Raw genomic sequence first — 21105 nt, forward strand, 5'->3', positions numbered from 1 at the left:
ACTTCACATGAAATTGCATGTTGCGGCCGGCCGGTCGGGCATCGCTGAGCCTTGCAGTGCAGGAACCGTTCTGAGGTCGCAGCGTTTGCTGCCGGAGCCTTTCCCGCGCTAGGCTCTCTCCCGGGGGACCTCCCAACCGCCAGTGGCTTGCCGATGAATCTGCTCGATCCGCAAGGGCCCGTGGCTGCGGCCAACAGCACCATTCTGGTCGATTCCGTCTTCATCATGCTCGTGATCGTGGTGCCGACCATTGTCGCGATCCTGGCTTTTGCGTTCTGGTTTCGCGCCTCCAACACCAAGGCGCGCTACCAGCCCGATTTCGTCTATTCCGGCCGCGTCGAGATGGTGGTGTGGTCGATCCCGGCGCTCACCGTCATCCTGCTCGGCGGCGTTGCCTGGATCGGCTCGCACCAGCTCGATCCTGCGGCGCCGGTTCCTGGGACCGGCAGTCCGGTGCGGATCCAGGCCGTCTCGCTCGACTGGAAATGGCTGTTCATCTATCCGGACCAGCGCATCGCTACCGTCAATACGCTGACGGTGCCGGCCGGCGCCGAGCTGAATTTCCAGCTGACGTCGTCGAGCGTGATGAACACGTTCTTCATCCCGCAGCTCGGCAGCATGATCTACACCATGAACGGCATGGTGACGAAGCTGAACCTGCGCGCCGACAATGAAGGCAAGCTGCAAGGCCTGTCGGCGCACTTCTCCGGCGACGGCTTTCCCGACATGATGTTCGACGTCAACGTGATCTCGCCGCTCGCCTTTCCCGATTGGGTGGCGGGTACGGCGAAGACCGACGCGGTGTTGAACGAGGCCAGCTACAAGAAGCTGATGCAGCAGGGCATCGAGAGGGGCAGGCCGTCCTATCGTCTCGAAGACCCGCGCCTGTTCGACCTGATCGCGAACCAGCACATTCCGCCGGGGCCGGGCCCGGAGCTGATCTCCGAGGCCGGCCGTCCGCACAGTGGAGGCCATGATGCTCGGTAAGCTCGACTGGTCCGCCATTCCGTTCGATCAGCCGATTCCGCTCGCTGCCGGCGCGGTGGTGCTGGTCGCGATCCTCGCGGTGCTGGCCTGGGTCGTGGCGAAGGGGCATCTGCCCTATCTCTGGCACGAATGGATCACCAGCGTCGATCACAAGCGGATCGGCGTGATGTACATCCTGCTGGCTTCGGTGATGCTGCTGCGCGGCGGCAGCGACGCCATCATGATGCGGATCCAGCAGGCGGTCGCCTACCAGTCGCAAGGTTATCTGCCGCCCGAGCATTACAACCAGATCTTCTCGGCGCACGGCACCATCATGATCTTCTTCGTGGCGATGCCGTTCGTGATCGGGCTGATGAACCTCGTCGTGCCGCTTCAGCTCGGCGTGCGCGATGTCGCGTTCCCGACCCTCAATTCGGTCGGCTTCTGGATGACGGCGACCGGCGCATTGCTGGTCAATATCTCGCTCGTGGTCGGCGAGTTCGCGCGCACCGGCTGGCTCGCCTTTCCGCCGCTGTCGGAATTGTCCTATTCGCCGGGCGTCGGCGTCGATTATTACGCCTGGTCGCTGCAGATCTCCGGCGTCGGCACGCTGGTCGCCGGCATCAATCTTGTCACCACGGTGCTGAAGCTGCGCACCAAGGGCATGAACTATCTGCGCATGCCGATGTTCTGCTGGACCACGCTTGCCTCGAACCTGCTCATCGTCGCGGCCTTCCCGATCCTGACCGCCACGCTCGCGATGCTGCTGCTCGACCGCTACCTGGGCTTCCATTTCTTCACGAATGAGGCCGGCGGCAACGTCATGATGTTCATGAACCTGATCTGGGCCTGGGGCCATCCCGAGGTCTACATCCTGGTGCTGCCGGCCTTCGGCATCTTCTCGGAGGTGGTCTCAACCTTCTCCGGCAAGGCGCTGTTCGGCTATCGTTCCATGGTGCTTGCGACGATGGCGATCTGCGTCATCTCCTTCATGGTCTGGCTGCATCATTTCTTCACGATGGGGGCGGGTCCCGACGTCAACGCCATCTTCGGCATCGCCAGCATGATCATCGCGGTGCCCACGGGCGTGAAGATCTACAATTGGCTGTTCACGATGTATGGCGGCCGCATCCGTTTCGCGACGCCGATGCTGTGGGCGGTCGGCTTCATGGTCACTTTCATCGTCGGCGGATTGACCGGCGTCCTGCTCGCGGTGCCGCCGGCCGACTTCATGCTTCACAACAGCATGTTCCTGGTGGCGCACTTTCACAACGTCATCATCGGCGGCGTGCTGTTCGGCGCCTTCGCCGGCTTCGAATACTGGTTTCCGAAGGCGTTCGGCTTCCGCCTCGACGAGCGCTGGGGCAGGGCTGCGTTCTGGTTCACCTTCCTCGGCTTCTACGTCACGTTCATGCCGCTCTACATCGCCGGCATGCTCGGCATGACCCGCCGCATGCAGCACTATGATGTCGCGGCCTGGCGGCCCTGGATGATCGTCGCGGCGGTCGGCATGGCGGTGCTCACGATCGGCGTGATCGGCCAGATCGTGCAGCTCGTGGTCAGTATCCGCAACCGGGAGGCGCTGCGCGACCGCACCGGCGATCCCTGGGACGGCCGCTCGCTGGAATGGGCGACCTCGTCGCCGCCGCCGGTGTTCAATTTCGCCTTCAATCCCGACGTGCGCGGTGAGGACGCCTATTGGGACATGAAGGTCCATGCCCGGCAGCAATCGCTCGAGCATGACAGACCGGACTATCAGGACATCGAGATGCCCCGGAATTCCCCGACTGGCTTCGTCTGCGCGTTCTTCGCCACCATCATGGGCTTTGCACTGATCTGGCACATCTGGTGGATGGTGGTTCTGGGTGGCCTCGGCGCCTGGGCGACCTTCGTCGTGTTCGCCTGGCGCGACCATGACGAATACGTCATCCCGGCCGAGGACGTCGCAGCGATAGACCGTATCAATCGCGAGGAACGCCGCGGCCTCGTCAGCATGGCGGGGACAGTCTGATGGCGATGACCGCGACCGCCGGCCACGCGCACGCCGATCCGCATCACATCGGCGTCGTCATCGAGCATCCCGGCCCCGCGCCGAAGCGGATCGTGACCGCCTACGGCTTCTGGATCTTCCTGCTCTCTGACATCGTGATGTTCTCCTGCTTCTTTGCGGCCTATGCGGTGCTATCAGGCCAGACCGCCGATGGCCCCAAGGGCTCGGAGATCTTCGAGCAGAGGAACGTCGCGATCGAGACCGTCTGCCTGCTGCTGTCGAGCTTCACCTGCGGCATGGCGAGCATCGCCGCCGATGTACGCAACCGGTTCTGGTTCTATCTCGCCATGGCCGTGACCTGCGTGCTCGGGCTGATCTTCCTCGTGATCGAATTCCGCGAATTCGCCGACCTCGTCGCGCGCGGCTATGGCCCGTCGCGCAGCGCCTTTCTGTCCGCATTCTTCTCCCTGGTCGGCTGCCACGGCCTGCACGTCTCCGCCGGCGTGTTGTGGCTGCTCACCATGATGGCCCAGGTGTTCGCAAAGGGCTTTCGCGCCGATATCTTGCGCCGGATGACGTGCTTTGCCTTGTTCTGGCACGCGCTCGACATCATCTGGGTCGCGGTGTTCTCCGTCGTTTATTTGCTCGGGAGTGGCGCATGAGCGATCAGACCCACGCGCGGACCGACCATGACCTCGCGCCGGGCGAGGAAGAGCAGCATAGTGTCGGCGCCCGCATTCTCGGTTACGTCGTCGGGCTCGCGCTCGCGCTGCTGCTCACGGCGACATCGTTCTTCATTGCCGGCACCGATCTGGTTTGGCAGCCCTCGATTCCCGTCGCGCTGATCGTGCTGGCGATCGCGCAGATGGGCGTGCATCTGGTGTTCTTCCTCCACATCACGACCGGCCCCGACAACACCAACAACGTGCTGGCGCTGGCCTTCGGGCTGCTGGTGGTGTTCCTCGTGGTCGGCGGCACGGTCTGGATCATGGCGCATCTGAATGCGAACATGCCGCCGATGGACCAGATCATGCGTATGCAGTGACAGCGCGTCATTGCGCGATCAGATTGGGCTTGGTCGGTTCGGATTCACCTGTCCCAGCACCGCACAAAAAAGAAGAGCCGCTTGTGATGACAAGCGGCCCAAGTCTAGGGAGGAAACGCCCAAGCAAAGACAATCCGATGAGGATCGTCCGCCAAGGAAACGCTCGCGCAAGCGCTCGCGTGCGCATACAAATGCAGCAAGTCCCGGCTTGGTTCAATTCCGGATCAATACGGTGCCGGGCTACTACTCACGGCTGCGTGAAGCACTTTGTTCACTTCGGGCGGCGGCAATTATAAGCCTTGCGGAAGCCGGCCGCCTGGGCGTCGTCCTCCGAGCAGAACCAGCGGTCCGGCTTGGTGGTCGCCGGGTAGCTCGGGCAGCCCCGCAAATGATAGATGCCGATATTGCCGGTGACGCGCGCGCGCACCGCAAGCTTGCCCTTGATGCTGCAGCTCGGCGGCATCGTCAGCTCCTCCGGGAATAGCACGGCGCGAATTTCCTTGTCGCGGTCCTGGCGGCAGGCCGAGCCCAGGAGTGCGCCGTCCTTCTTGCCGGCGCGGAAGTCTTGCGGTGCAACAAAGCAGCCCTTCCAGATCCCGGCCGAGGCCGTCTTGGCTTCGCTGGCCCCCGGCTTGACGTTTGCCTTGATCGGCTCCCGCGCGACGGCAAAGCCGAGCTTGATCAACTGCTCGTTCAGGCTGGCCTTGTCGCCCTCGGCGGTGCAGATCGCCCGGTGCCGCTTGCCAAAGCTCTTCTCCGGCCCGACATCGTCGCAGCGAACGGACCGCTTGTTGATCAGCTTGGCAAGCTGGTCGCGCGCCTCGATGCCGCAGGTCCAGGGATCGGCTTGATCGTCGATGCAGACCTGGTCCAGCTCGGGCGCGTCGACGCCGTCGAGCCGGTAGGTGACGTCGCCGAGCTGAATGGAATTGCCGTCGCGGACCGTCGCGGCGGCGGTCAGCGCGGAGGCCGGCTGGGACGAGGCCAGGAGGCCGGGCAAGGCGAAAAACCAAACAAGCGCGAAGGCGCGGGCGGCGGCAAAGACATTTCGGAAGGACATGCGGTCTCGCTATCGATTGCTAGTCTGCCCGTTCCTAGCATCCGGATATGGCGATACCAATGGTCTGCACCCCGCGAAGTGTGACATTCCGGCCTCGCGGCTTTACTCCCCGGCCGCTCTGACCCTATCGTTCACGGGCCTTGCGAACCGTGCAGGCCGAATCGCCCGGAAAGCGGCGAGGGCGGGAGGAAAAGGTTGCGATGAAAGACCCCGTGGACGTCCTGATCATCGGCGCCGGCGCTTCGGGCGCGGCGGTGGCGTGGTCGCTGGCCGAGACCAAGATGCACATTCTCTGCCTCGAGCAGGGCGGCTGGATGAACCCGGCGGAATATCCGAGCACGGGCCGGGACTGGGAGGCCAAATTCTACGGCGAATGGTCGTCGAGCCCGAACGTGCGCGGCCGGCCCGAGGACTATCCTGTTAACGACGACAATTCGCCGATCAAGGTCGTCAACTACAATGCGGTCGGTGGCTCGACGGTGATGTACACCGCGCATTGGCCGCGGCTGCATCCCTCCGATTTCAAGGTGAAGACGCTGGACGGCGTCGCCGACGACTGGCCGGTCGACTACGACGCGCTGACCCCGTTCTTCGAGGAGAACGACCGCATGATGGGCGCGTCGGGCCTCTCAGGCGATCCGCTCTCGCCGCTGACGCATCCGCCGATGCCGCAGCAGCCGCTCGGCCTGTCCGGCGCCATCATCGGCAAGGCCATGAACGAGCTCGGCTGGCACTGGTGGCCGTCGGACACGACGGTCGCGACCATGGACTATGAGGGGCGGGCGCGCTGCATCAATCTCGGCCATTGCACGCCGGCGTGCGCGCAAGGCGCAAAGTCCTCCACCGACATCACCTATTGGCCGCATGCGATCCGCGCCGGCGTCGAGCTGCGCACCCATTGCCGGGTGCGCGAGATCACCACCGACGAGAACGGCATGGCCTCGGGCGTGGTCTATTACGACAAGGACGGCGTCGAGCAGTTCCAGCCCGCGCATGTCGTCATCATCGCCTGCAACGGCGTCGGCACGCCGCGGCTGCTCTTGAACTCGGCATCCAGCCGCTTCCCGAACGGGCTTGCCAATTCATCGGGCCTCGTCGGCAAGAATTTGATGTTCCACCCCTATGCGCAGATCTACGGCTATGTGAAGGAGCCGACCGACAGCAACCGCGCGCCGCCGACCTGCCTGTGGAGCAAGCAGTGGTATGACACGGACCTGTCGCGCGGCTTCGTGCGCGGCTATGGCGTGCAGTTCGTGCGGGGCGCGGGTCCGGTGTTCGAGGCCGTCGTCAGCGAGCAGAAGGGCATTTTGCCCTGGGGCGAGGATCATCACCGTATCTTCCGCAAGCTCAATGGCCATCGCCTGGGTTTCTCCGCGATCTGTGAGGATCTGCCGGAGGAGCACAACCAGGTCACGCTCGATCCCGTGCTCAAGGACAGCCACGGCATTCCCGCGCCGAAGATCGACTACACGATCAGCGAGAACAGCCGGAAGATGATGGAGCATGCACTCGCCCGCGGCCGGGAGACTCTGGAGACGGCAGGCGCGACCGACATCTGCATCAACTCGCCGATCCCCTGGGGCGGCTGGCATCTGCTCGGCACCGCGCGTATGGGCACCGACCCGGAGCGCTCCGTCGTCAACGAATGGGGCCGCACCCACGACGTCAAGAACCTCTTCATCGTCGACGGCAGCATCTTCGTCACCTCGGGCGGCGTGAACCCGACCTCCACCATCCAGGCCCTCGCGCTCTACATCGCCGACCAGATGAAGCAGCGCCTCGCCAATTTGTTCGATTGATCATGATGATGTTCAGACCCAGCCACGCGCTCGCTGCACCTCTCCCGCTTGCGGGAGAGGTCGGCGCGCAGCGCCGGGTGAGGGTTCTCTCCTCTGGAGGAGTCTCTCTGCGGAAGCACCCTCTCCCCAACCCTCTCAGCGCGAGCGAAGCTCGTCGCGCCCCGCAAGCGGGGGAGGGAGCGCACCTTCATTTTGATCTCAAAGTTTCCACGAGAGGACGACATGGCTGAAGAGCTCACCCTCACGCCGCGGCAGCGCCAGGACTTGCGCACCATCGCCGCGATGATCATTCCCGCCAGTGACGAGTATGGGGTCCCCGGCGCCGATGACGACGCAATCCAGGCCGACATCCTCGCGACGCTCGGCCGGGACACCAGGCCGGTGGTCGCTGCGCTCGATCACCTGGCGCAGCTCGCGGGAGGGTCGCTCGCGGAGCTCGATGCCGAGAGGCGCGATGCCGTGGCGCTAGCGTTCCGCAAGCACGGCGGCGTGCCCGCGGCGACGCTCGTGCGCGTCGTGCTGCAATGTTATTACCGCGATGATCGCGTGCTGCGCTCGCTTGGGCTCGAGCTGCGCGCGCCGTTCCCCAAGGGCCACGTGCTGCCGGACGGCGACTGGTCGCTGCTCGATCCGGTCAAGGCGAGAGGCGGCTCGCTCAGGCGGGCACCCTAGCCATCTGGGCAGTCCAGCCCTGCGCTCCAGGCGGGCACCTTGCGCGGCAGCGAACAGGCCACCATCTGTGTGAGCCTTCAAGGACTCTTGCCATGCTGGATTTCACTTCAGACATCGTCGATGACGCGCCGTCATCGCGAACGACCCCCTCTGCCCCGGTCGATGACCGGGCGTTGCTGGACGCCTATTCCAATGCCGTGATCGACGTCACCGACCGGGTCGGCTCCGCGGTCGTGCGGGTCGAGACCGGACCAAAAGTGCCGAACGGCCGCGAACGTGGCGGGCTCGGCTCGGGCATCGTGATCTCGCCGGACGGGCTCGTCCTCACCAACAGCCATGTGGTCGGCGCCTCGAAGGAGATCCGGCTGCGCGATGTCGAGGGTCATGTCGGCGACGCCCAGGTGCTCGGTGTCGATCCCGATACCGACCTTGCGCTGCTGCGTGCCAACGGCGTGCGCCATTTGCCCTATGCCGCGCTCGGCAATTCCAAGACGTTGCGTCGCGGCCAGCTCGTGATCGCGATCGGCAATCCGCTCGGCTTCGAATCGACCGTGACGGCTGGCGTGGTCTCGGCGCTCGGCCGCTCGATCCGCTCCGTGAGCGGGCGTACCATCGAAGACGTGATCCAGACCGATGCCGCGCTCAACCCGGGGAATTCCGGCGGGCCGCTGGTGTCCTCCAATGCCGAGGTGATCGGCATCAACACCGCCATCATCAACGGTGCGCAGGGCATCTGCTTCGCGGTCGCCAGCAACACCGCGCAATTCGTGCTGTCGGAGATCATCCGCCACGGCTATGTCCGCCGCGCCTATATCGGCGTCGCCGGGCAGACCGCGCCGGTGCCGCGGCGCCACGCGGTGCTGGCCGGCATCGAGAACAAGATGGGCGCGCTGCTCACGCAGATCGAGCCTGACGGCCCTGCGGCAAGGGCGGGCCTGCTGCCCGGCGACGTCGTGATCAGGCTGGATGGCGTCGAGATCAACGGCGTCGACGATCTGATCCGCGTGCTCGATCGCGACCGCATCGGCCGGCGGCTCGCCATGGATGTGCTGCGGCTCGGCCGCCTGCGGGCGATCGACATCGACCCGATCGAGCGCAAGCCGCAGCGCTAGCTGCGGGCTCACGGGCGAGGTATGACAATGTCATGCCTCGTCCCGGGAACACCGCCGCATGATGCCGGCGCATGAGACCTACGATGTCATCGTCATCGGTGCCGGTGCCGGAGGCATGACGGCGGCGGCGGTGGCCGCTGCCGAAGGCCTGCGCGTGCTCGTAATCGAGAAGACCGCGTTCGTCGGCGGCACCACGGCCTGGTCCGGCGGCATGGTCTGGATCCCTGCCAATGCGAAAATGAAGGAGGCCGGGCTCTCCGACAGTGTCGCGGATGCCGTCCAATATCTGTCGAGCACGGTGCCCGAGCCCGCCAATGCCGGCCTGCGCGCCGCCTTCCTCACGCGCGGGCCCGAGGCGATCGCCTATCTCGAAGCCAACACGGAAGTTCGTCTCCAACCGGTGAAGACCTCTCCGGATTATTATCCGGAACGACTGGGCGCGTCATCAGGCGGCCGCGTGCTGGAGCCGGTTGGTTTCGACGGCAGCCGGCTGGGCGAGGGCTTTGCGCGCCTGCGGCCACCGCTGCCGGAGGTCACGCTGTTCGGCGGGATGATGGTCAATCGTCTCGAGATTGCGCATTTGCGCAGAGTTGGAAAATCCCTGCGCTCGACCATGCGCGCGGCGCGGCTGCTTTCAGCCTATGCGTTGCAGCGGCTGCGAAGCCCGCGTGGCACGACGCTGCATCTGGGCAACGCGCTTGCCGCGCGGCTGTACGCCTCGCTGCTGGCGCGGCAAGTTGAAGTTTTCTTCAGCGCCGAGGTCGAGGATCTCTCGATGCAGGGCGATCGCGTCAACGGCGTGGTGATCCGCCATGGCTCCCGCAACCGGCCGATCGCAGCGCGCCGCGGCGTGGTGCTGGCGACCGGCGGCTTTTCGCACGATGCCGTGTTGCGCAAGCGTCTTTTTCCGGCGGCGGCCGGATTTGTCTCGGCGGCCAACACCTCCAGCAGCGGGGATGGGCTCCGGCTCGCGGCAGCGACAGGTGCCGCGCTCAACACAGACGCGACCAGCCCGGCCTATTGGGCGCCGGCCTCGCTATTCGCCCGGGCCGACGGCAGCCGCGGCGTATTCCCGCACATGGTGACCGACCGCGCCAAGCCGGGCGTGATCGCCGTCAATGCGGCGGGTCGGCGTTTCGTCAACGAGGCGCTGTCCTACCACGACTTCGTGCTGGCCATGCTGCGCGATGGCAAGGGCGAGCCGGACCGGCCGTTCTATTTGATCTGCGACCGCCGCTTCCTATGGGCTTACGGTCTCGGCCGTATCAGGCCGTTCACGCGCCTCTATCGGCGTTATGTAGCGAGCGGCGAATTGATCGAGGCGGCTGACATCGCGCAGCTCGCCGCCAGGATCGGCGTCAGGCCGTCCACCCTCACGGCGACGATCGTGAACTACAATGCCGATGCCGAGGAGGGCCGCGACCCCGAGTTCGGCCGCGGCAGCACCATCTATCAGCGCCATCTCGGCGACATCAGCCACAAGCCCAACCCTTGCGTGGCCCCGATCAGGCGGGCGCCGTTCTTCGCGATGCGCATTCATCCGGCCGATCTCGGCACCGCGATCGGCATGAAGGTCGACGCGCAGGCCCGCGTGCTGCGCGCGGACGGCACGCCGATCGCCGGCCTCTATGCCTGCGGCAACGACATGGGCTCGATCATGAACGGGCATTATCCGGGACCGGGGATCATGTTAGGACCGGCGCTGACCTTCGGCTATATCGCGGGACGGCATCTGGCGGAGGGTGGGGCGACACGTGAGACCGCTGCCAGCGTGTTGGCGTCGGTTTAGCCATCTCCACCGCTGTCATGCTCCGCGAAAGCGGGGCATCCAGTACGCCGCGGCCCATCGGTTGAATCATGACCGCCTCGGAGTACTCGATCGCCCGGTCAAGCCGGGCGATGACACGGAGAATGTGCGAGACTCTGGATTGCTTCGTCGCAAGGGCTCCTCGCAATGACGTGGAGAGAGCTGGCCCCAGTCTCTATTCCGCAGCCGCCGCAAAGCGGCTGTTCTCCAGCTCAGCCTCAAGCCGCGCCGTTTCGGCTGCCGCGAGCTTGACGTTGGCTTCTTTGACGTGGCCAAAGCCGCGGATCGTCTCCGGCACGCGGGCGAGCCTTGCCAGCAACGGAATCTGCTCCGCCTTCAGCCCGGCGATCCGCTGGTCGATCATCGCCAGATAATCCGCAACCAGCTTGCGCTCGGTCCGGCGCTCCTCGGTGCGGCCGAACGGATCGAACGCACTGCCGCGCAGGAATTTCAGCCTGGCGAGCACGCGGAAGGCATGGATCATCCAGCCGCCGAACTCCTGCTTCTGGAGTCGACCCGTCGTCTTGTCGCGCTTGGCGAAGATCGGCGGCGCCAGCTGGTACTTCAGCGTGAATTCGCCGTCGAATTTCTCAGACACCTTCTTGGCAAAGCTGCCATCCGTGTAAAGCCGCGCGACCTCGTACTCGTCCTTGTAGGACATCAGCTTGAACAGGTTCTTCGCGACCGTCTCGGTCAGCTCCGTAGACGTGGGCGAGGCGGCATTCTCCGCCTTGCGCACCTTGGCGACGGCTGCGAGATAGCGATCGGCGTAGGCCTTGTCCTGATAGGAGGTCAGGAATTCGGCGCGGGTCGCGATGATGTCGTCGAGCGACTTGGTCGGCGCGGACGCACGGTTCTTGAACTGCAGCACGCTGCGCACCCGCGACATGTCGTGGGCAGCGAGGCGGCCCCAGGTGAAGGCGAGCTTGTTCATCTCGATCGCGGCGCCGTTGATCTCGATGGCGCGGAGCAAAGCCTCCAGCGACAGCGGAATCGCGCCCTTCTGGAAGGCGAAGCCGAGCATGAAGGGGTTGGTCGCGATGGAATCGCCCATCAGCGCCGCGGCGATGCCGGTGGCGTCGATGATGTCGAGGTTCTTGTCGCCGACGGCATCGCGCAGCACGGTCTGCATCGTGCCCATCTCGAAGTCGAGATCGGGATTTTGCACGAAGCTGGCCGTGGGCTGCAGGTCGGCGTTGATATACGCTTTCGTCACGCCGCGCTCGGCGCGGCTGAGGGCGGCGGGGCCGGCCGAGACGATCATGTCGCAGCCGAGAATGACGTCGGCGCCGCCCGTGGTGATGCGGACGGCGGAGATGTCCTCCGGCTTCGGAGCGATGCGGACATGGCTCATCACCGCGCCGTTCTTCTGCGACAGGCCGGTGAAATCGAGCGCCGAGCAGCCGCGGCCGTCGACATGAGCGGCCATGCCGAGCAGCGCGCCGATGGTGATGACGCCGGTGCCGCCGATCCCGGTAACGAGGATGTTGTAGGGACCGTCCAGCTCACGCGCCGGCGGCAGCGGCAGGTCGGCGAACAGCTGGCCGGTGTCCACCGCCGAGGTCTTCATGCGCTTCAGCGTGCCGCCGTGCACGGTGACGAAGCTCGGGCAGAAACCTTCGACGCAGGAAAAATCCTTGTTGCAGTTGGACTGGTCGATCTGGCGCTTGCGGCCGAACTCGGTCTCCAGCGGCTGCACCGAGACGCAGTTGGACGCCTGCGAGCAATCGCCGCAGCCTTCGCAGACCAGCTCGTTGATGAAGGCGCGCTTGGCAGGATCGGGATAGAGCCCGCGCTTGCGGCGGCGGCGCTTTTCGGCGGCGCAGGTCTGGTCGTAGACGATGACGGTGAGGCCCTTGATGTCGCGCAGCTCGCGCTGCACGGCATCGAGCTCGCGGCGGTGATGGATGGTCGCGCCTTGCGGGAAGTAGTTGCCTTGGGGATACTTCCCCGGATCGTCCGAGACGATCGCAAGCCGCTTGACGCCCTCGGCCCAGACCTGGTGCGCGATCTGCGCGACGTTGAAGGCGCCCTCGGCCGGCTGGCCGCCGGTCATCGCGACGGCGTCGTTGTAGAGGATCTTGTAGGTGATGTTGATGCCGGCGGCCGATGCCGCGCGCAGCGCCAGCAGCCCGGAATGCGTATAGGTGCCGTCACCGAGATTCTGGAAGATGTGCTGCTCGCTCGTGAAGGGCGATTGGCCGATCCAGTTCACGCCCTCGGCGCCCATATGCGAGATCAGATCGGTGCGGCGGGTCGGCATGCTCAGGGCCATGCCGTGGCAGCCGATGCCGGCCATGGCGCGGCTGCCTTCGGGCACGCGCGTCGAGGTGTTGTGCGGACAGCCCGAGCAGAAGAACGGCGTGCGCGCGAGCTTGATCTGCGTGCTCGTGGTGACGGGATGGTCGAAAGCCTCGAGCCGGGCGAGGCGCTGCTCCAGCACCGGGCTGTGATGGCCGAGCTTGCGCAGGCGCGCCACCAGCGCTGATGCCACGATGGTCGGCGTCAGTTCGCCCTCGCTTGGCAGCAGCGGCGCGCCGCTTTCGTCGCGCTTGCCGGTGACGGTCGGGCGCTTTGAGGCATCGATGTTGTAGAGGATGCGCATCAGCTGGTCTTCGATGAAGCCGCGCTTCTCCTCGACCACGAGCACGTCCTGCAGACCTTCCGCAAAGCGCTTCGCGCCGCTTTCCTCCAGCGGCCAGGTCAGCGCGACCTTGTAGATGCGAAGGCCGAGATCCTGCGCGTCCTTGTCGGTGATGCCGAGGTCGGCCAGCGCCTGCCGCAAATCGAGATAGGCCTTGCCGGTCGCAACGATGCCGAGCCGCGCCGGCTTGGAATCGAGCACGATGCGGTCGAGCTGGTTGGCACGGGCAAAGGCCTGCACTGCGGCCATCTTCGGCCCGAACAGGCGCTTCTCCGCTTCCAGCGGCGGATCGGGCCAGCGGATGTTGAGGCCGCCGGGCGGCATCTCGAAATCGTCGGGCAGCACGATCTTGACGCGTTCAGGGTCGCTATAGATCGAGGCCGAGCTCTCGACGGTCTCGCTGATCGCCTTGAAGCCGACCCAGCAGCCGGAGAAGCGCGACAGCGCGAAGCCGTAGAGGCCGAGATCGAGATAGTCCTGCAGCGTCGCGGGGTTGATCACCGGGATCAGCGCCGCGGCGAACACCTGCTCGCTCTGATGCGCCAGCGTCGAGGACTGGCAACCATGGTCGTCACCGGCGAGCGCGAGCACGCCGCCATTGAGCGAGGTGCCCGCTGCATTGGCATGCTTGAGTGCATCGACCGAGCGGTCGACGCCGGGGCCCTTGCCATACCAGATGCCGAACACGCCATCGACCTTGGCGCCGGGAAACAGGCCGACCTGCTGGCTGCCCCAGACGGCGGTCGCGGCTAGATCTTCATTCAAGCCCGGGACGAACGCGATGTCGTGCTGCTGGAGGTGCGACTTCGCGCGCCACAGCGCGTGGTCGTACATGCCGAGCGGGGAACCGCGATAGCCGGAGATGAAGCCGCCGGTGTTGAGCCCCTGAAGCCGGTCGCGTTCGCGCTGCAGCATGGGCAGGCGGACCAGGGCCTGTGTGCCGGACAGGAAGATCCGCTTCGATTCGAGCCGGTATTTGTCGTCCAGCTCGACCTGCATCAGCGTCATTTCAAGAGTCCTTGGTGGCCTGGTTCGGCGGGAATATTGCGCTGCGGGAGGAGTCGCAGCTTGTGAGGCGGGGTGAGCGCAGTCAAAGGCATGGGCCGGCGAAGTCAATACGGCTAGCCGCATCCGTGGCGCTCCTGCTAGTCATGGCTTGCGAGCGGAGAACATCATGACTGCAAACGCATTCGACACCGAAATCACAGAGACGACCGAGACCCTGATCGGGCTGTGGCGCCAGCCGCGTCAGATGCTGCAGGCACAAACTTACGACGCACATGCCTCGATCCACGACGACGCCACCGCGCAGAAGCTCGGTTTCAAGGGCGGCACCATCGAAGGCCCGACGCATTTTAGTCAGTTCGCCCCGCTCGGCGCGCGATTGTGGGGACAGGCCTGGTTCGAGACCGGATGTCTGTCCGCGCACTATCGCAGCGTCTGCTACGAGGGCGAGGAGGTGCAGGCGATCCTGTCGAAGCCATTGCCCGGCACCAGCCAGTGCCAGATTCAGATGGTCAAGCGCGACGGCACCGAGGTGCTGCGCGGTACGGCTTCGGTCGGTGAACCGCACGCGGCGACGGCGCTGGAGGCCCGCCTTGCCGAGCTCAAGCCGCTGGCCGACCCCGTGATCCTGCGCGATGTGAAGGTCGCTCAGACCGGCAAGCGCCAGACGGTGCGAATGGCGTTCGACCAGATCATGGGTGATCTCTATCCCTTCTCGCTGCGCCAGAAGCTTGCCGCCATCACGGAGAACTCGCCGTATTACTCGGGCGCCGACAATCCGTGGCGCAGGCCGATCATCCCGATGGAGATGCTGAGCGTGCTATTCCAGTACCGCTCCAAGGACGATCCGCTGCCGGCCAAGGGTCCGGCCGTCGGCCTGTTCGCCGACCAGGAGATCCGCCTAGTGAAGGGCCCGCTCTTCGTCGACGAGGATTACGAGCTCGAGCGCGAGGTGATCGCGCTCTCCGGCAGCCGCCGCACCGAAAGCGCCTGGGCCAAGACGCGCGTGTTCGACAAGGCCGGTGCGGTGGTGGCGACCATGCTGCTCAACATGGCGACGCTGAAGGATTCCTATGCGCCCTATGAAGAAGAGCATCGGCGGCTGTATGGGGCGGGGCGGTAGACGCGAGGCGTCGCCATAGTCACTCTTCGTCATTCCGGGGCGCGCGTAGCGCGAACCCGGAATCCATTTCACCTCGCGTACTGCCGCCCGATGGATTCCGGGCTCGACGCTTCGCGTCGCCCCGGAATGACGGCGAAGGCCGCTCATCCTTTAAGCAATTGCACGCCGCAAAGCCGTCGCACAGGGAATGAGCAGGCGCCGACCGCTCGCGTAACCTTCTGAGCACGCAGCAAATTCTTCCGCGGCCTGAGCGCCATCGCAATTGTACACAATGGCACGCCGCTTGCAGAACTCCTGGCGCAGTTCTCGCAAGGGGCGGGCGTCATGCTGGACTTGAGCAAGCCGACATTGGGCGTCATCAGTGCCGAGCCCGAGCCGATCAGACTCGACTGGTCCGCCACCGCCCTTTTGATCATCGACATGCAGCGCGACTTCATGGAGCCCGGCGGCTTCGGTGAGACGCTCGGCAACGACGTCAGCCAGCTTGCGCGCGCGGTGAATCCGATCGGCGCGGTGCTGAAAGTGGCACGCGACACCGGCATGCTGGTGGTTCACACCCGCGAGGGCCATCTGCCCGATCTCTCCGACGCGCCCCCGGCGAAAGTCGAGCGCGGCGCGCCGTCCTTGCGTATCGGCGATCCCGGCCCGATGGGCCGCATCCTCATTCGCGGCGAGGCCGGCCACGACATCATCCCCGCGCTTTATCCGCTCGACAGTGAGGTCGTGATCGACAAGCCCGGCAAGGGCGCGTTCTACGCCACCGAGCTCAATGACGTGCTGGAGAGATACGGCATCGAAAACCTGCTGGTCTGCGGCGTCACCACTGAAGTGTGCGTCAACACCACGGTGCGCGAGGCCAATGACCGCGGCTACCGCTGCGTCGTCATCTCCGACGGCTGCGCGTCCTACTTCCCCGAGTTTCATGAGATGGGCCTGAAGATGATCAAGGCCCAGGGCGGCATCTTCGGCTGGGTCGCAACCTCAGCCGCAGTCTTGGAGGCAATGAGAATTTCGACCACTTGAGGGGGTGACATCATGAGCACATTGACGGGGACGGCCGGCAAGTCTGAGATCGATACGTCCGGGTTCAAGCCGGCATTATGGACGTCGGGCGACTGGAATGCGTTTTTCGGCTTCGGCACCAACATCCTCGTCAACATGCTGGTGCTCACGGGCCTGTTGCGCTTCGTCCTGAAGATGCCGGACAGTCTGGTGTTCGGCCGCATCCTGCCCGCGCTCGGGCTGATGATGTGCCTCTCGACCTTCTACTACGCCTACCTTGCCTACCGTCTGGCGCAGAAGACCGGCCGCAACGATGTCTGTGCGCTGCCCTCGGGCGTCAGCGTGCCGCACATGTTCATCGTCACCTTCGTGATCATGCTGCCGATTACCCTGAAGACTGGTGATCCGCTCAAGGGCTGGTCCGCGGGCCTGGTCTGGGTGTTCTTCCAGAGCTTCATTCTGATGATCGGCGGCTTCATTGCGCCGTTCATTCGCAAGATCACGCCGCGCGCGGCGCTGCTCGGCACGCTTGCCGGCGTCTCCGTCACCTTCATCTCGATGCGGCCGGCGCTGGAAATGTACATGACGCCGCAGATCGGTCTCGTCTGCTTCGCCATCATCCTGGTGAGCTGGTTCGGCGGTGTGAAGTACTGGCGCGGCATTCCCGCAGGCCTGGTCGCCATTGCCGTCGGCATGGTCATCGCCTGGGGCTCCAACCTGTTCGGGCTCGGCCTCGGCGGCTTGAGCATCGCCGGTGTTGGCGCTGCCTTCGCCAATTTCGGCTTCTCGGTGCCGATACCGGCGCTGGGCTACGTCTTCTCCGGCTTCGAATTCCTCGGCATCATTCTGGTCACCGCCATTCCGTTCGGCATCTACGACCTCGTCGAGGCCATGGACAATGTCGAAAGCGCGGAAGCGGCCGGCGACGAATATCCGACCACGCGGGTGCTCACGGCCGACGGCGTCGTCAGCCTGATCGGCTGCCTGATGGGCAATCCCTTCATCAACGCCGTCTATATCGGCCATCCCGGCTGGAAGGCGATGGGCGGCCGCATCGGCTACTCCGCCGCGACCGGCATCATGGTGGTCGTGCTGTCCTGGTTCGGCATCATCTCGGTGCTGCTGGCACTCGTGCCCGTCGTCGCGATCTCGCCTATCCTGCTCTATATCGGCATGCTGATCGGCGCGCAGGCGTTCCAGACCACGCCGGTCAAGCACGCGCCCGCGATCGTGCTGGCGCTGACGCCGCATCTGGCCGCCTGGGCCAAGCTCCAGATCGACACGATGCTCGGCTCGACCATGAATGCGGCGGCGACCGTCGGCGGCATGGCCGCCGACAAGGCCGACGCGGTGAAAGCGGCCGCGATCGCCGCGCTGCCGCAGCAGGGCGTGTTCTATCACGGTCTTGAGGTGATGGGGGGTGGCTCCATCCTCGGCGGCCTGGTCCTGGGCGCGATCGGCGTCTTCATCATCGAGCGCGATTTCGAGAAGGCCGCGGCATTTGCTCTGGTCGGGGCGGTGCTGACCTATTTCGGCTTCATGCATGGCGAGGCCGTCGGAATCGGCGGCGGCTTTGGCGTCACGCCGGCGGTGGCGCTGGCGTACGCTGCGATGGCCGCCGGCCTGTTTGCGGCCAGCAAGCTCGGCGCCAGCGAGCCCTACGCCGCGCATCCAGAGATGTCGGCGGCGCCGGCGGAATAGAGCACAGGCATTGATGGCGGGCGGGCGACGTTGTGTCGCCCGGCCGCTGTTTCTATCCGCCCTTGACCGCCCCCGCGGTCAGCCCGGCAACGATCTGCCGCTGCGCCAGCACCGTCAGCAGCAGCACCGGAAGTGTGACGATCAGGGCGGCGGCGGCGAGCGGTCCCCAACTCAACTGGTCGAACGAGATCATGTTGTAGACCGCGACGGGCAGGGTACGTGTCTCGCGCCCGGCCAGCACGATGCCGAACACGAAATTGTTCCAGGAGAAGATTACGGCCAGAATGAAGGCGACCGCGATGCCCGGCCGCGCGATCGGCAGCGCGACGTGGCGAAACACCTGCCAGCGGCCGGCACCATCGATGAGGGCGGCTTCCTCCAGCTCCATCGGAGTCGTCTCGAAATAGCCGATCATGATCCAGATCACGATTGGCACCGTCACTACGAGGTGGATGATGATCTGCGGAACCAGCGTGCCGAGCAGGCCGAGCCACTGGAATAGCAGAAACAGCGGGATCAGGTATGACAGGCCCGGCGTGATGCGGGCGATCAGGATCACGATCGCGGATTTATGCGCGGCCATACGCGCGATGCCGTAGCCCGCGGGCACGCCGACGAGCAGCGCCAGGGCTGTCGCGCTCCCGGTGACGATCAGGCTGTTGACGAAATAGGTCAGGAAGCGGTTGGAGGCGAGCACGTCGGCATAGTTCTTCCAGGCGATGCGCTCCGGGAAGAACACTGGCGGGTAGGCGGCATTGTCGACCTCGAATTTAAGTGACAGCGAGATCATCCAGAGGAAGAACAGGATTGCCGGAGAGACAATGACGAAGACGCAGAGCCACAGGCCGATCCTGCGGATGATCTGACGGGGCGTCATGCGCCGCTCGCGATTTCGGTCCAGAGCATGCGCTGGCGGGCGTAGAGCATGACTGCCGCAAGCAGGACAATCAGCAGGAAGAACACGACGGCAATCGCCGAGCCGTAGCCGAGGTCGTAATAGCTGAAGGCGACGCTGTAGAGATAGATGTTGATCGTCTCCGACGCGGAGCCGGGGCCGCCTTGGGTGATCGCAAAGATGATGTCGAAGCTCTTGACCGCGTCGATCATGCGGATCATGCCGGCGATGAACAGGAACGGCATGATCAGCGGCAGCGTGATGAAGCGGAACACCTGCCACAAGCTCGCGCCGTCGATCTGCGCGCTCTCGTAAGGTTCGGTCGGGATCGCAGCGAGGCCGCCGAGCACGATCAGCATCACCAGCGGCGTCCATTGCCAGGTCTCAACCAGCACCAGCGACGGAATCACGGTCGCGGGGTGGAAAACCCAGAGCTGTGCGGGAATCCCGACCAGCGACATCAAGTAGTTCAGCACGCCGAGCTGTGGATGGAACATCATGGTCCAGACCAGCGCGATCGCCACCGGCGTCGCCATCATCGGCATGATGAAGACTCCCCGCAAGAAACCGCGGCCGGCGAAGTTCTGGTGAAACACCACGGCTGAGAGCGTACCGAGAACCAGCGGCAGCACCACGGACAGCGCGGTGTAGACCAAAGTGTGGCCGGCGGCCTCGAGAAAGCGCGGATCGCTCGTGAGCCGCAGATAATTGGCGAACCCGACGAAGGTCGTGGGCGAGCCGACCTTCCATTCGTTCAGGCTCATCCAGATCGTGAAGACCCACGGGAAGATGATGATAGCGAGCACGACGACCAGCGCCGGCACCACGAAGGCCCAGTAGGACGGCGGCCGCAGCTCCTTCTCCGGCGTGGCCTCGGTCGAAGCCGCGGTTGGAGTCGATTGTATCAGCGCACTCACGTTTTCTCGCTGCGCTCCAGGATTGGCCGGAACTGGTCGTGAGCTTTCTTCAGTTCGGCTGCGGGATCGGCGCCGGACAGTGTCGAAGTGAGCGCCGCACCGACGAGATCGCGGAACTCGGCGACGGGAATCACGACGGGCAGACCGAGCTTGCTGATCTTGGCGGAATCGATCACCGATTGCAGCCACTCCCTGGGCATCTTCACACCCTGCTGGATCTCGGGATCGTTCAGGATCGAGTTGCGGAACGGCACACCGCCGCCGGCCTGCAGCAGCCGCGCGCCCTGTTTCTTCGAGACCACCCATTGGCAGAGCAGATACGCGGCTTCCTTGTTCTTGCTCGCCGCAGCAATGCCGATGCCGTCGCCATAGGTGGCCGAATATTGGCCCTTCGGTCCGGCCGGCACGACGGTGTAGCCGACCTTGCCCGCCACGCGCGAGGCCGCGGGATCCTCCAGCGGCGGCGCCCAGCCGACACCGTCGATCCACATCGCCGACCGCCCTTGCGTGAACGAGGCCATCGACTCCATCCAGTTGAAGCCGGCGACACCAGGCGGGGCGACTTTGGTTAGCAGCGTCTGGTAAAGTTTCGTCGCCCCGATGGCTTCCGGGCCGTCGGTCAGGATGTTGCCCTTGGCGTCGAGGAATTCGCCGCCATAGTTGAGGAAGAAGTTGGTCCACAACGTCATATTGGCGTTGCGCAGACCGCGCCCGACGAAGCCGTAGGTACCGTCCTTGGCGTCGGTGAGCTTTTCGGCGGCCAGGACCATCTCATCGAGAGTCTTCGGGATGGCGACGCCCTTCTTCTGGAACAGCTCCTTGTTGTAATAGAGGATGAAATAATCGACCGACCAGGGCAGAGACATCATCTGGCCCTTGTCGTTCTTGGCGTATTGCAGGCCGGCGGCCGAAAAATCGCTCTCGACGAGATCGGGCGCAGTCAGCGTCGGGTCTTTCATGAACGGCGTCATGTCGGCGAGCCAGCCGGCCTTCTCGAATTGCCGCTTCTGCACGTGATAGCTCAAATGCACGACGTCGAAGCTCGGCCGTCCCGAGGTGAGCTCGATCACGACCTTCTGGCGTTGCTGCTGCTCGGGAATCTGCTCAGACTCGACCTGGATGCCGGTGAGCTCGGTGAACTCCTTGATGTTCTTTTGCAGGTTATCGCCGCGTGGACCCTTGGCGAGGATCACCTCCAGCTTGGTCCCGGCGTATTTCTTCCAGTTCACCTCGGCGCGTGCCGGCAGGCCGGTCAGGCTGAGCGCACCCGCCGCGGCGGTGCCCGTCAGCAGCGTGCGGCGCGAAATCTTGTGGTCAGCCACTTTAGTCCCTCCCTGAGACTCGTTTTCTCGGGGGGATACTAGCGA

Annotated in this window: 16 protein-coding genes; 11 read left to right on the forward strand and 5 right to left on the reverse strand. The window is 64.8% G+C overall.

The window, feature by feature from the left end; translation table 11 throughout:
* Positions 1 to 153: 153 nt before the first annotated feature.
* Genes E4K64_RS03830 through cyoD form a run of 4 tightly spaced genes read left to right on the forward strand, consistent with a single transcriptional unit; the run spans position 154 to position 4001 of the window.
* The gene (locus E4K64_RS03830; RefSeq protein WP_135162245.1) at positions 154 to 987 is read left to right on the forward strand and encodes a cytochrome ubiquinol oxidase subunit II family protein; all 834 of its coding nucleotides are present in this window, start codon (positions 154 to 156) and stop codon (positions 985 to 987) included.
* A complete protein-coding gene (gene cyoB / locus E4K64_RS03835) occupies positions 977 to 2977 on the forward strand; it encodes a cytochrome o ubiquinol oxidase subunit I (RefSeq protein ID WP_135162246.1) in 2001 nt (666 codons plus the stop codon). Before E4K64_RS03830 ends, cyoB begins: the two co-directional genes overlap by 11 nt.
* Positions 2977 to 3618 carry a cytochrome (ubi)quinol oxidase subunit III gene (locus E4K64_RS03840; protein ID WP_135162247.1) on the forward strand — a complete coding sequence of 214 codons (642 nt, stop codon included), beginning with the start codon at positions 2977 to 2979 and terminating at the stop codon, positions 3616 to 3618. The genes cyoB and E4K64_RS03840 overlap by 1 nt, the downstream gene beginning before the upstream one ends.
* Positions 3615 to 4001: a cytochrome o ubiquinol oxidase subunit IV gene (gene cyoD, locus E4K64_RS03845; protein WP_126256600.1), complete on the forward strand. Its 387-nt coding sequence runs from the start codon at positions 3615 to 3617 to the stop codon at positions 3999 to 4001. Before E4K64_RS03840 ends, cyoD begins: the two co-directional genes overlap by 4 nt.
* A gap of 271 nt (positions 4002 to 4272) precedes the next feature.
* Here the strand turns inward: cyoD and E4K64_RS03850 are convergent, their stop codons facing one another.
* Entirely contained in the window at positions 4273 to 5061 is a 789-nt protein-coding gene (locus E4K64_RS03850) for a thermonuclease family protein (protein WP_135162248.1), read from the reverse strand.
* 200 nt (positions 5062 to 5261) lie between these two features.
* On the opposite strand from E4K64_RS03850, the gene E4K64_RS03855 reads away from it, so the two are divergent.
* The 4 genes from E4K64_RS03855 to E4K64_RS03870 all read left to right on the forward strand — a co-directional run bounded on the left by E4K64_RS03855 (position 5262) and on the right by E4K64_RS03870 (position 10433).
* A complete protein-coding gene (locus tag E4K64_RS03855; protein WP_135162249.1) occupies positions 5262 to 6860 on the forward strand; it encodes a GMC family oxidoreductase in 1599 nt (532 codons plus the stop codon).
* A gap of 222 nt (positions 6861 to 7082) precedes the next feature.
* Positions 7083 to 7532, forward strand: coding sequence for a gluconate 2-dehydrogenase subunit 3 family protein (locus tag E4K64_RS03860; RefSeq protein WP_135162250.1), 450 nt, complete (start codon positions 7083 to 7085; stop codon positions 7530 to 7532).
* Positions 7533 to 7624: 92 nt separating this feature from the next.
* Positions 7625 to 8644 (forward strand): S1C family serine protease, encoded by a 1020-nt coding sequence (locus tag E4K64_RS03865; protein ID WP_135162251.1) that lies wholly within the window; start codon positions 7625 to 7627, stop codon positions 8642 to 8644.
* A gap of 58 nt (positions 8645 to 8702) precedes the next feature.
* Positions 8703 to 10433: an FAD-dependent oxidoreductase gene (locus E4K64_RS03870; protein WP_135162252.1), complete on the forward strand. Its 1731-nt coding sequence runs from the start codon at positions 8703 to 8705 to the stop codon at positions 10431 to 10433.
* A 193-nt stretch (positions 10434 to 10626) separates the two neighbouring features.
* Here the strand turns inward: E4K64_RS03870 and E4K64_RS03880 are convergent, their stop codons facing one another.
* A complete protein-coding gene (locus tag E4K64_RS03880; protein ID WP_135162253.1) occupies positions 10627 to 14103 on the reverse strand; it encodes an indolepyruvate ferredoxin oxidoreductase family protein in 3477 nt (1158 codons plus the stop codon).
* 166 nt (positions 14104 to 14269) lie between these two features.
* Between E4K64_RS03880 and E4K64_RS03885 the strand changes: the two genes are divergently transcribed.
* From E4K64_RS03885 to E4K64_RS03895, 3 genes are all read left to right on the forward strand, one after another.
* Positions 14270 to 15223: a hypothetical protein gene (locus tag E4K64_RS03885; RefSeq protein ID WP_135162254.1), complete on the forward strand. Its 954-nt coding sequence runs from the start codon at positions 14270 to 14272 to the stop codon at positions 15221 to 15223.
* Positions 15224 to 15547: 324 nt separating this feature from the next.
* Positions 15548 to 16246, forward strand: coding sequence for a cysteine hydrolase family protein (locus E4K64_RS03890; RefSeq protein ID WP_135162255.1), 699 nt, complete (start codon positions 15548 to 15550; stop codon positions 16244 to 16246).
* Positions 16247 to 16258: 12 nt separating this feature from the next.
* The gene (locus tag E4K64_RS03895; RefSeq protein ID WP_135162256.1) at positions 16259 to 17926 is read left to right on the forward strand and encodes a regulator; all 1668 of its coding nucleotides are present in this window, start codon (positions 16259 to 16261) and stop codon (positions 17924 to 17926) included.
* A 52-nt stretch (positions 17927 to 17978) separates the two neighbouring features.
* Here E4K64_RS03895 and E4K64_RS03900 read toward each other — a convergent pair whose 3' ends face one another.
* From E4K64_RS03900 to E4K64_RS03910, 3 genes are read right to left on the reverse strand one after another with little or no spacing between them, the layout of a single operon-like run.
* Positions 17979 to 18803, reverse strand: coding sequence for a carbohydrate ABC transporter permease (locus E4K64_RS03900; RefSeq protein ID WP_167771790.1), 825 nt, complete (start codon positions 18801 to 18803; stop codon positions 17979 to 17981).
* Entirely contained in the window at positions 18800 to 19738 is a 939-nt protein-coding gene (locus tag E4K64_RS03905) for a carbohydrate ABC transporter permease (protein ID WP_135162257.1), read from the reverse strand. Before E4K64_RS03905 ends, E4K64_RS03900 begins: the two co-directional genes overlap by 4 nt.
* Positions 19735 to 21060 carry an ABC transporter substrate-binding protein gene (locus tag E4K64_RS03910; RefSeq protein WP_135162258.1) on the reverse strand — a complete coding sequence of 442 codons (1326 nt, stop codon included), beginning with the start codon at positions 21058 to 21060 and terminating at the stop codon, positions 19735 to 19737. The genes E4K64_RS03905 and E4K64_RS03910 overlap by 4 nt, the downstream gene beginning before the upstream one ends.
* Positions 21061 to 21105 lie beyond the last annotated feature (45 nt).

The sequence above is a fragment of the Bradyrhizobium frederickii genome (genome assembly GCF_004570865.1).
Classification (GTDB): Bacteria; Pseudomonadota; Alphaproteobacteria; order Rhizobiales; family Xanthobacteraceae; genus Bradyrhizobium; species Bradyrhizobium frederickii.

Coding starts and splice junctions, on each gene's coding strand:
- E4K64_RS03840 (WP_135162247.1), top strand. CDS start 2,977: ATGGCGATGACCGCGACCGCCGGCCACGCGCACGCCGATCCGCATCAC.
- E4K64_RS03900 (WP_167771790.1), bottom strand. CDS start 18,803: ATGACGCCCCGTCAGATCATCCGCAGGATCGGCCTGTGGCTCTGCGTC.
- E4K64_RS03890 (WP_135162255.1), top strand. CDS start 15,548: ATGCTGGACTTGAGCAAGCCGACATTGGGCGTCATCAGTGCCGAGCCC.
- E4K64_RS03850 (WP_135162248.1), bottom strand. CDS start 5,061: ATGTCCTTCCGAAATGTCTTTGCCGCCGCCCGCGCCTTCGCGCTTGTT.
- E4K64_RS03895 (WP_135162256.1), top strand. CDS start 16,259: ATGAGCACATTGACGGGGACGGCCGGCAAGTCTGAGATCGATACGTCC.
- E4K64_RS03870 (WP_135162252.1), top strand. CDS start 8,703: ATGATGCCGGCGCATGAGACCTACGATGTCATCGTCATCGGTGCCGGT.
- E4K64_RS03865 (WP_135162251.1), top strand. CDS start 7,625: ATGCTGGATTTCACTTCAGACATCGTCGATGACGCGCCGTCATCGCGA.
- E4K64_RS03885 (WP_135162254.1), top strand. CDS start 14,270: ATGACTGCAAACGCATTCGACACCGAAATCACAGAGACGACCGAGACC.
- E4K64_RS03860 (WP_135162250.1), top strand. CDS start 7,083: ATGGCTGAAGAGCTCACCCTCACGCCGCGGCAGCGCCAGGACTTGCGC.
- E4K64_RS03830 (WP_135162245.1), top strand. CDS start 154: ATGAATCTGCTCGATCCGCAAGGGCCCGTGGCTGCGGCCAACAGCACC.
- E4K64_RS03880 (WP_135162253.1), bottom strand. CDS start 14,103: ATGACGCTGATGCAGGTCGAGCTGGACGACAAATACCGGCTCGAATCG.
- E4K64_RS03855 (WP_135162249.1), top strand. CDS start 5,262: ATGAAAGACCCCGTGGACGTCCTGATCATCGGCGCCGGCGCTTCGGGC.
- cyoD (WP_126256600.1), top strand. CDS start 3,615: ATGAGCGATCAGACCCACGCGCGGACCGACCATGACCTCGCGCCGGGC.
- cyoB (WP_135162246.1), top strand. CDS start 977: ATGCTCGGTAAGCTCGACTGGTCCGCCATTCCGTTCGATCAGCCGATT.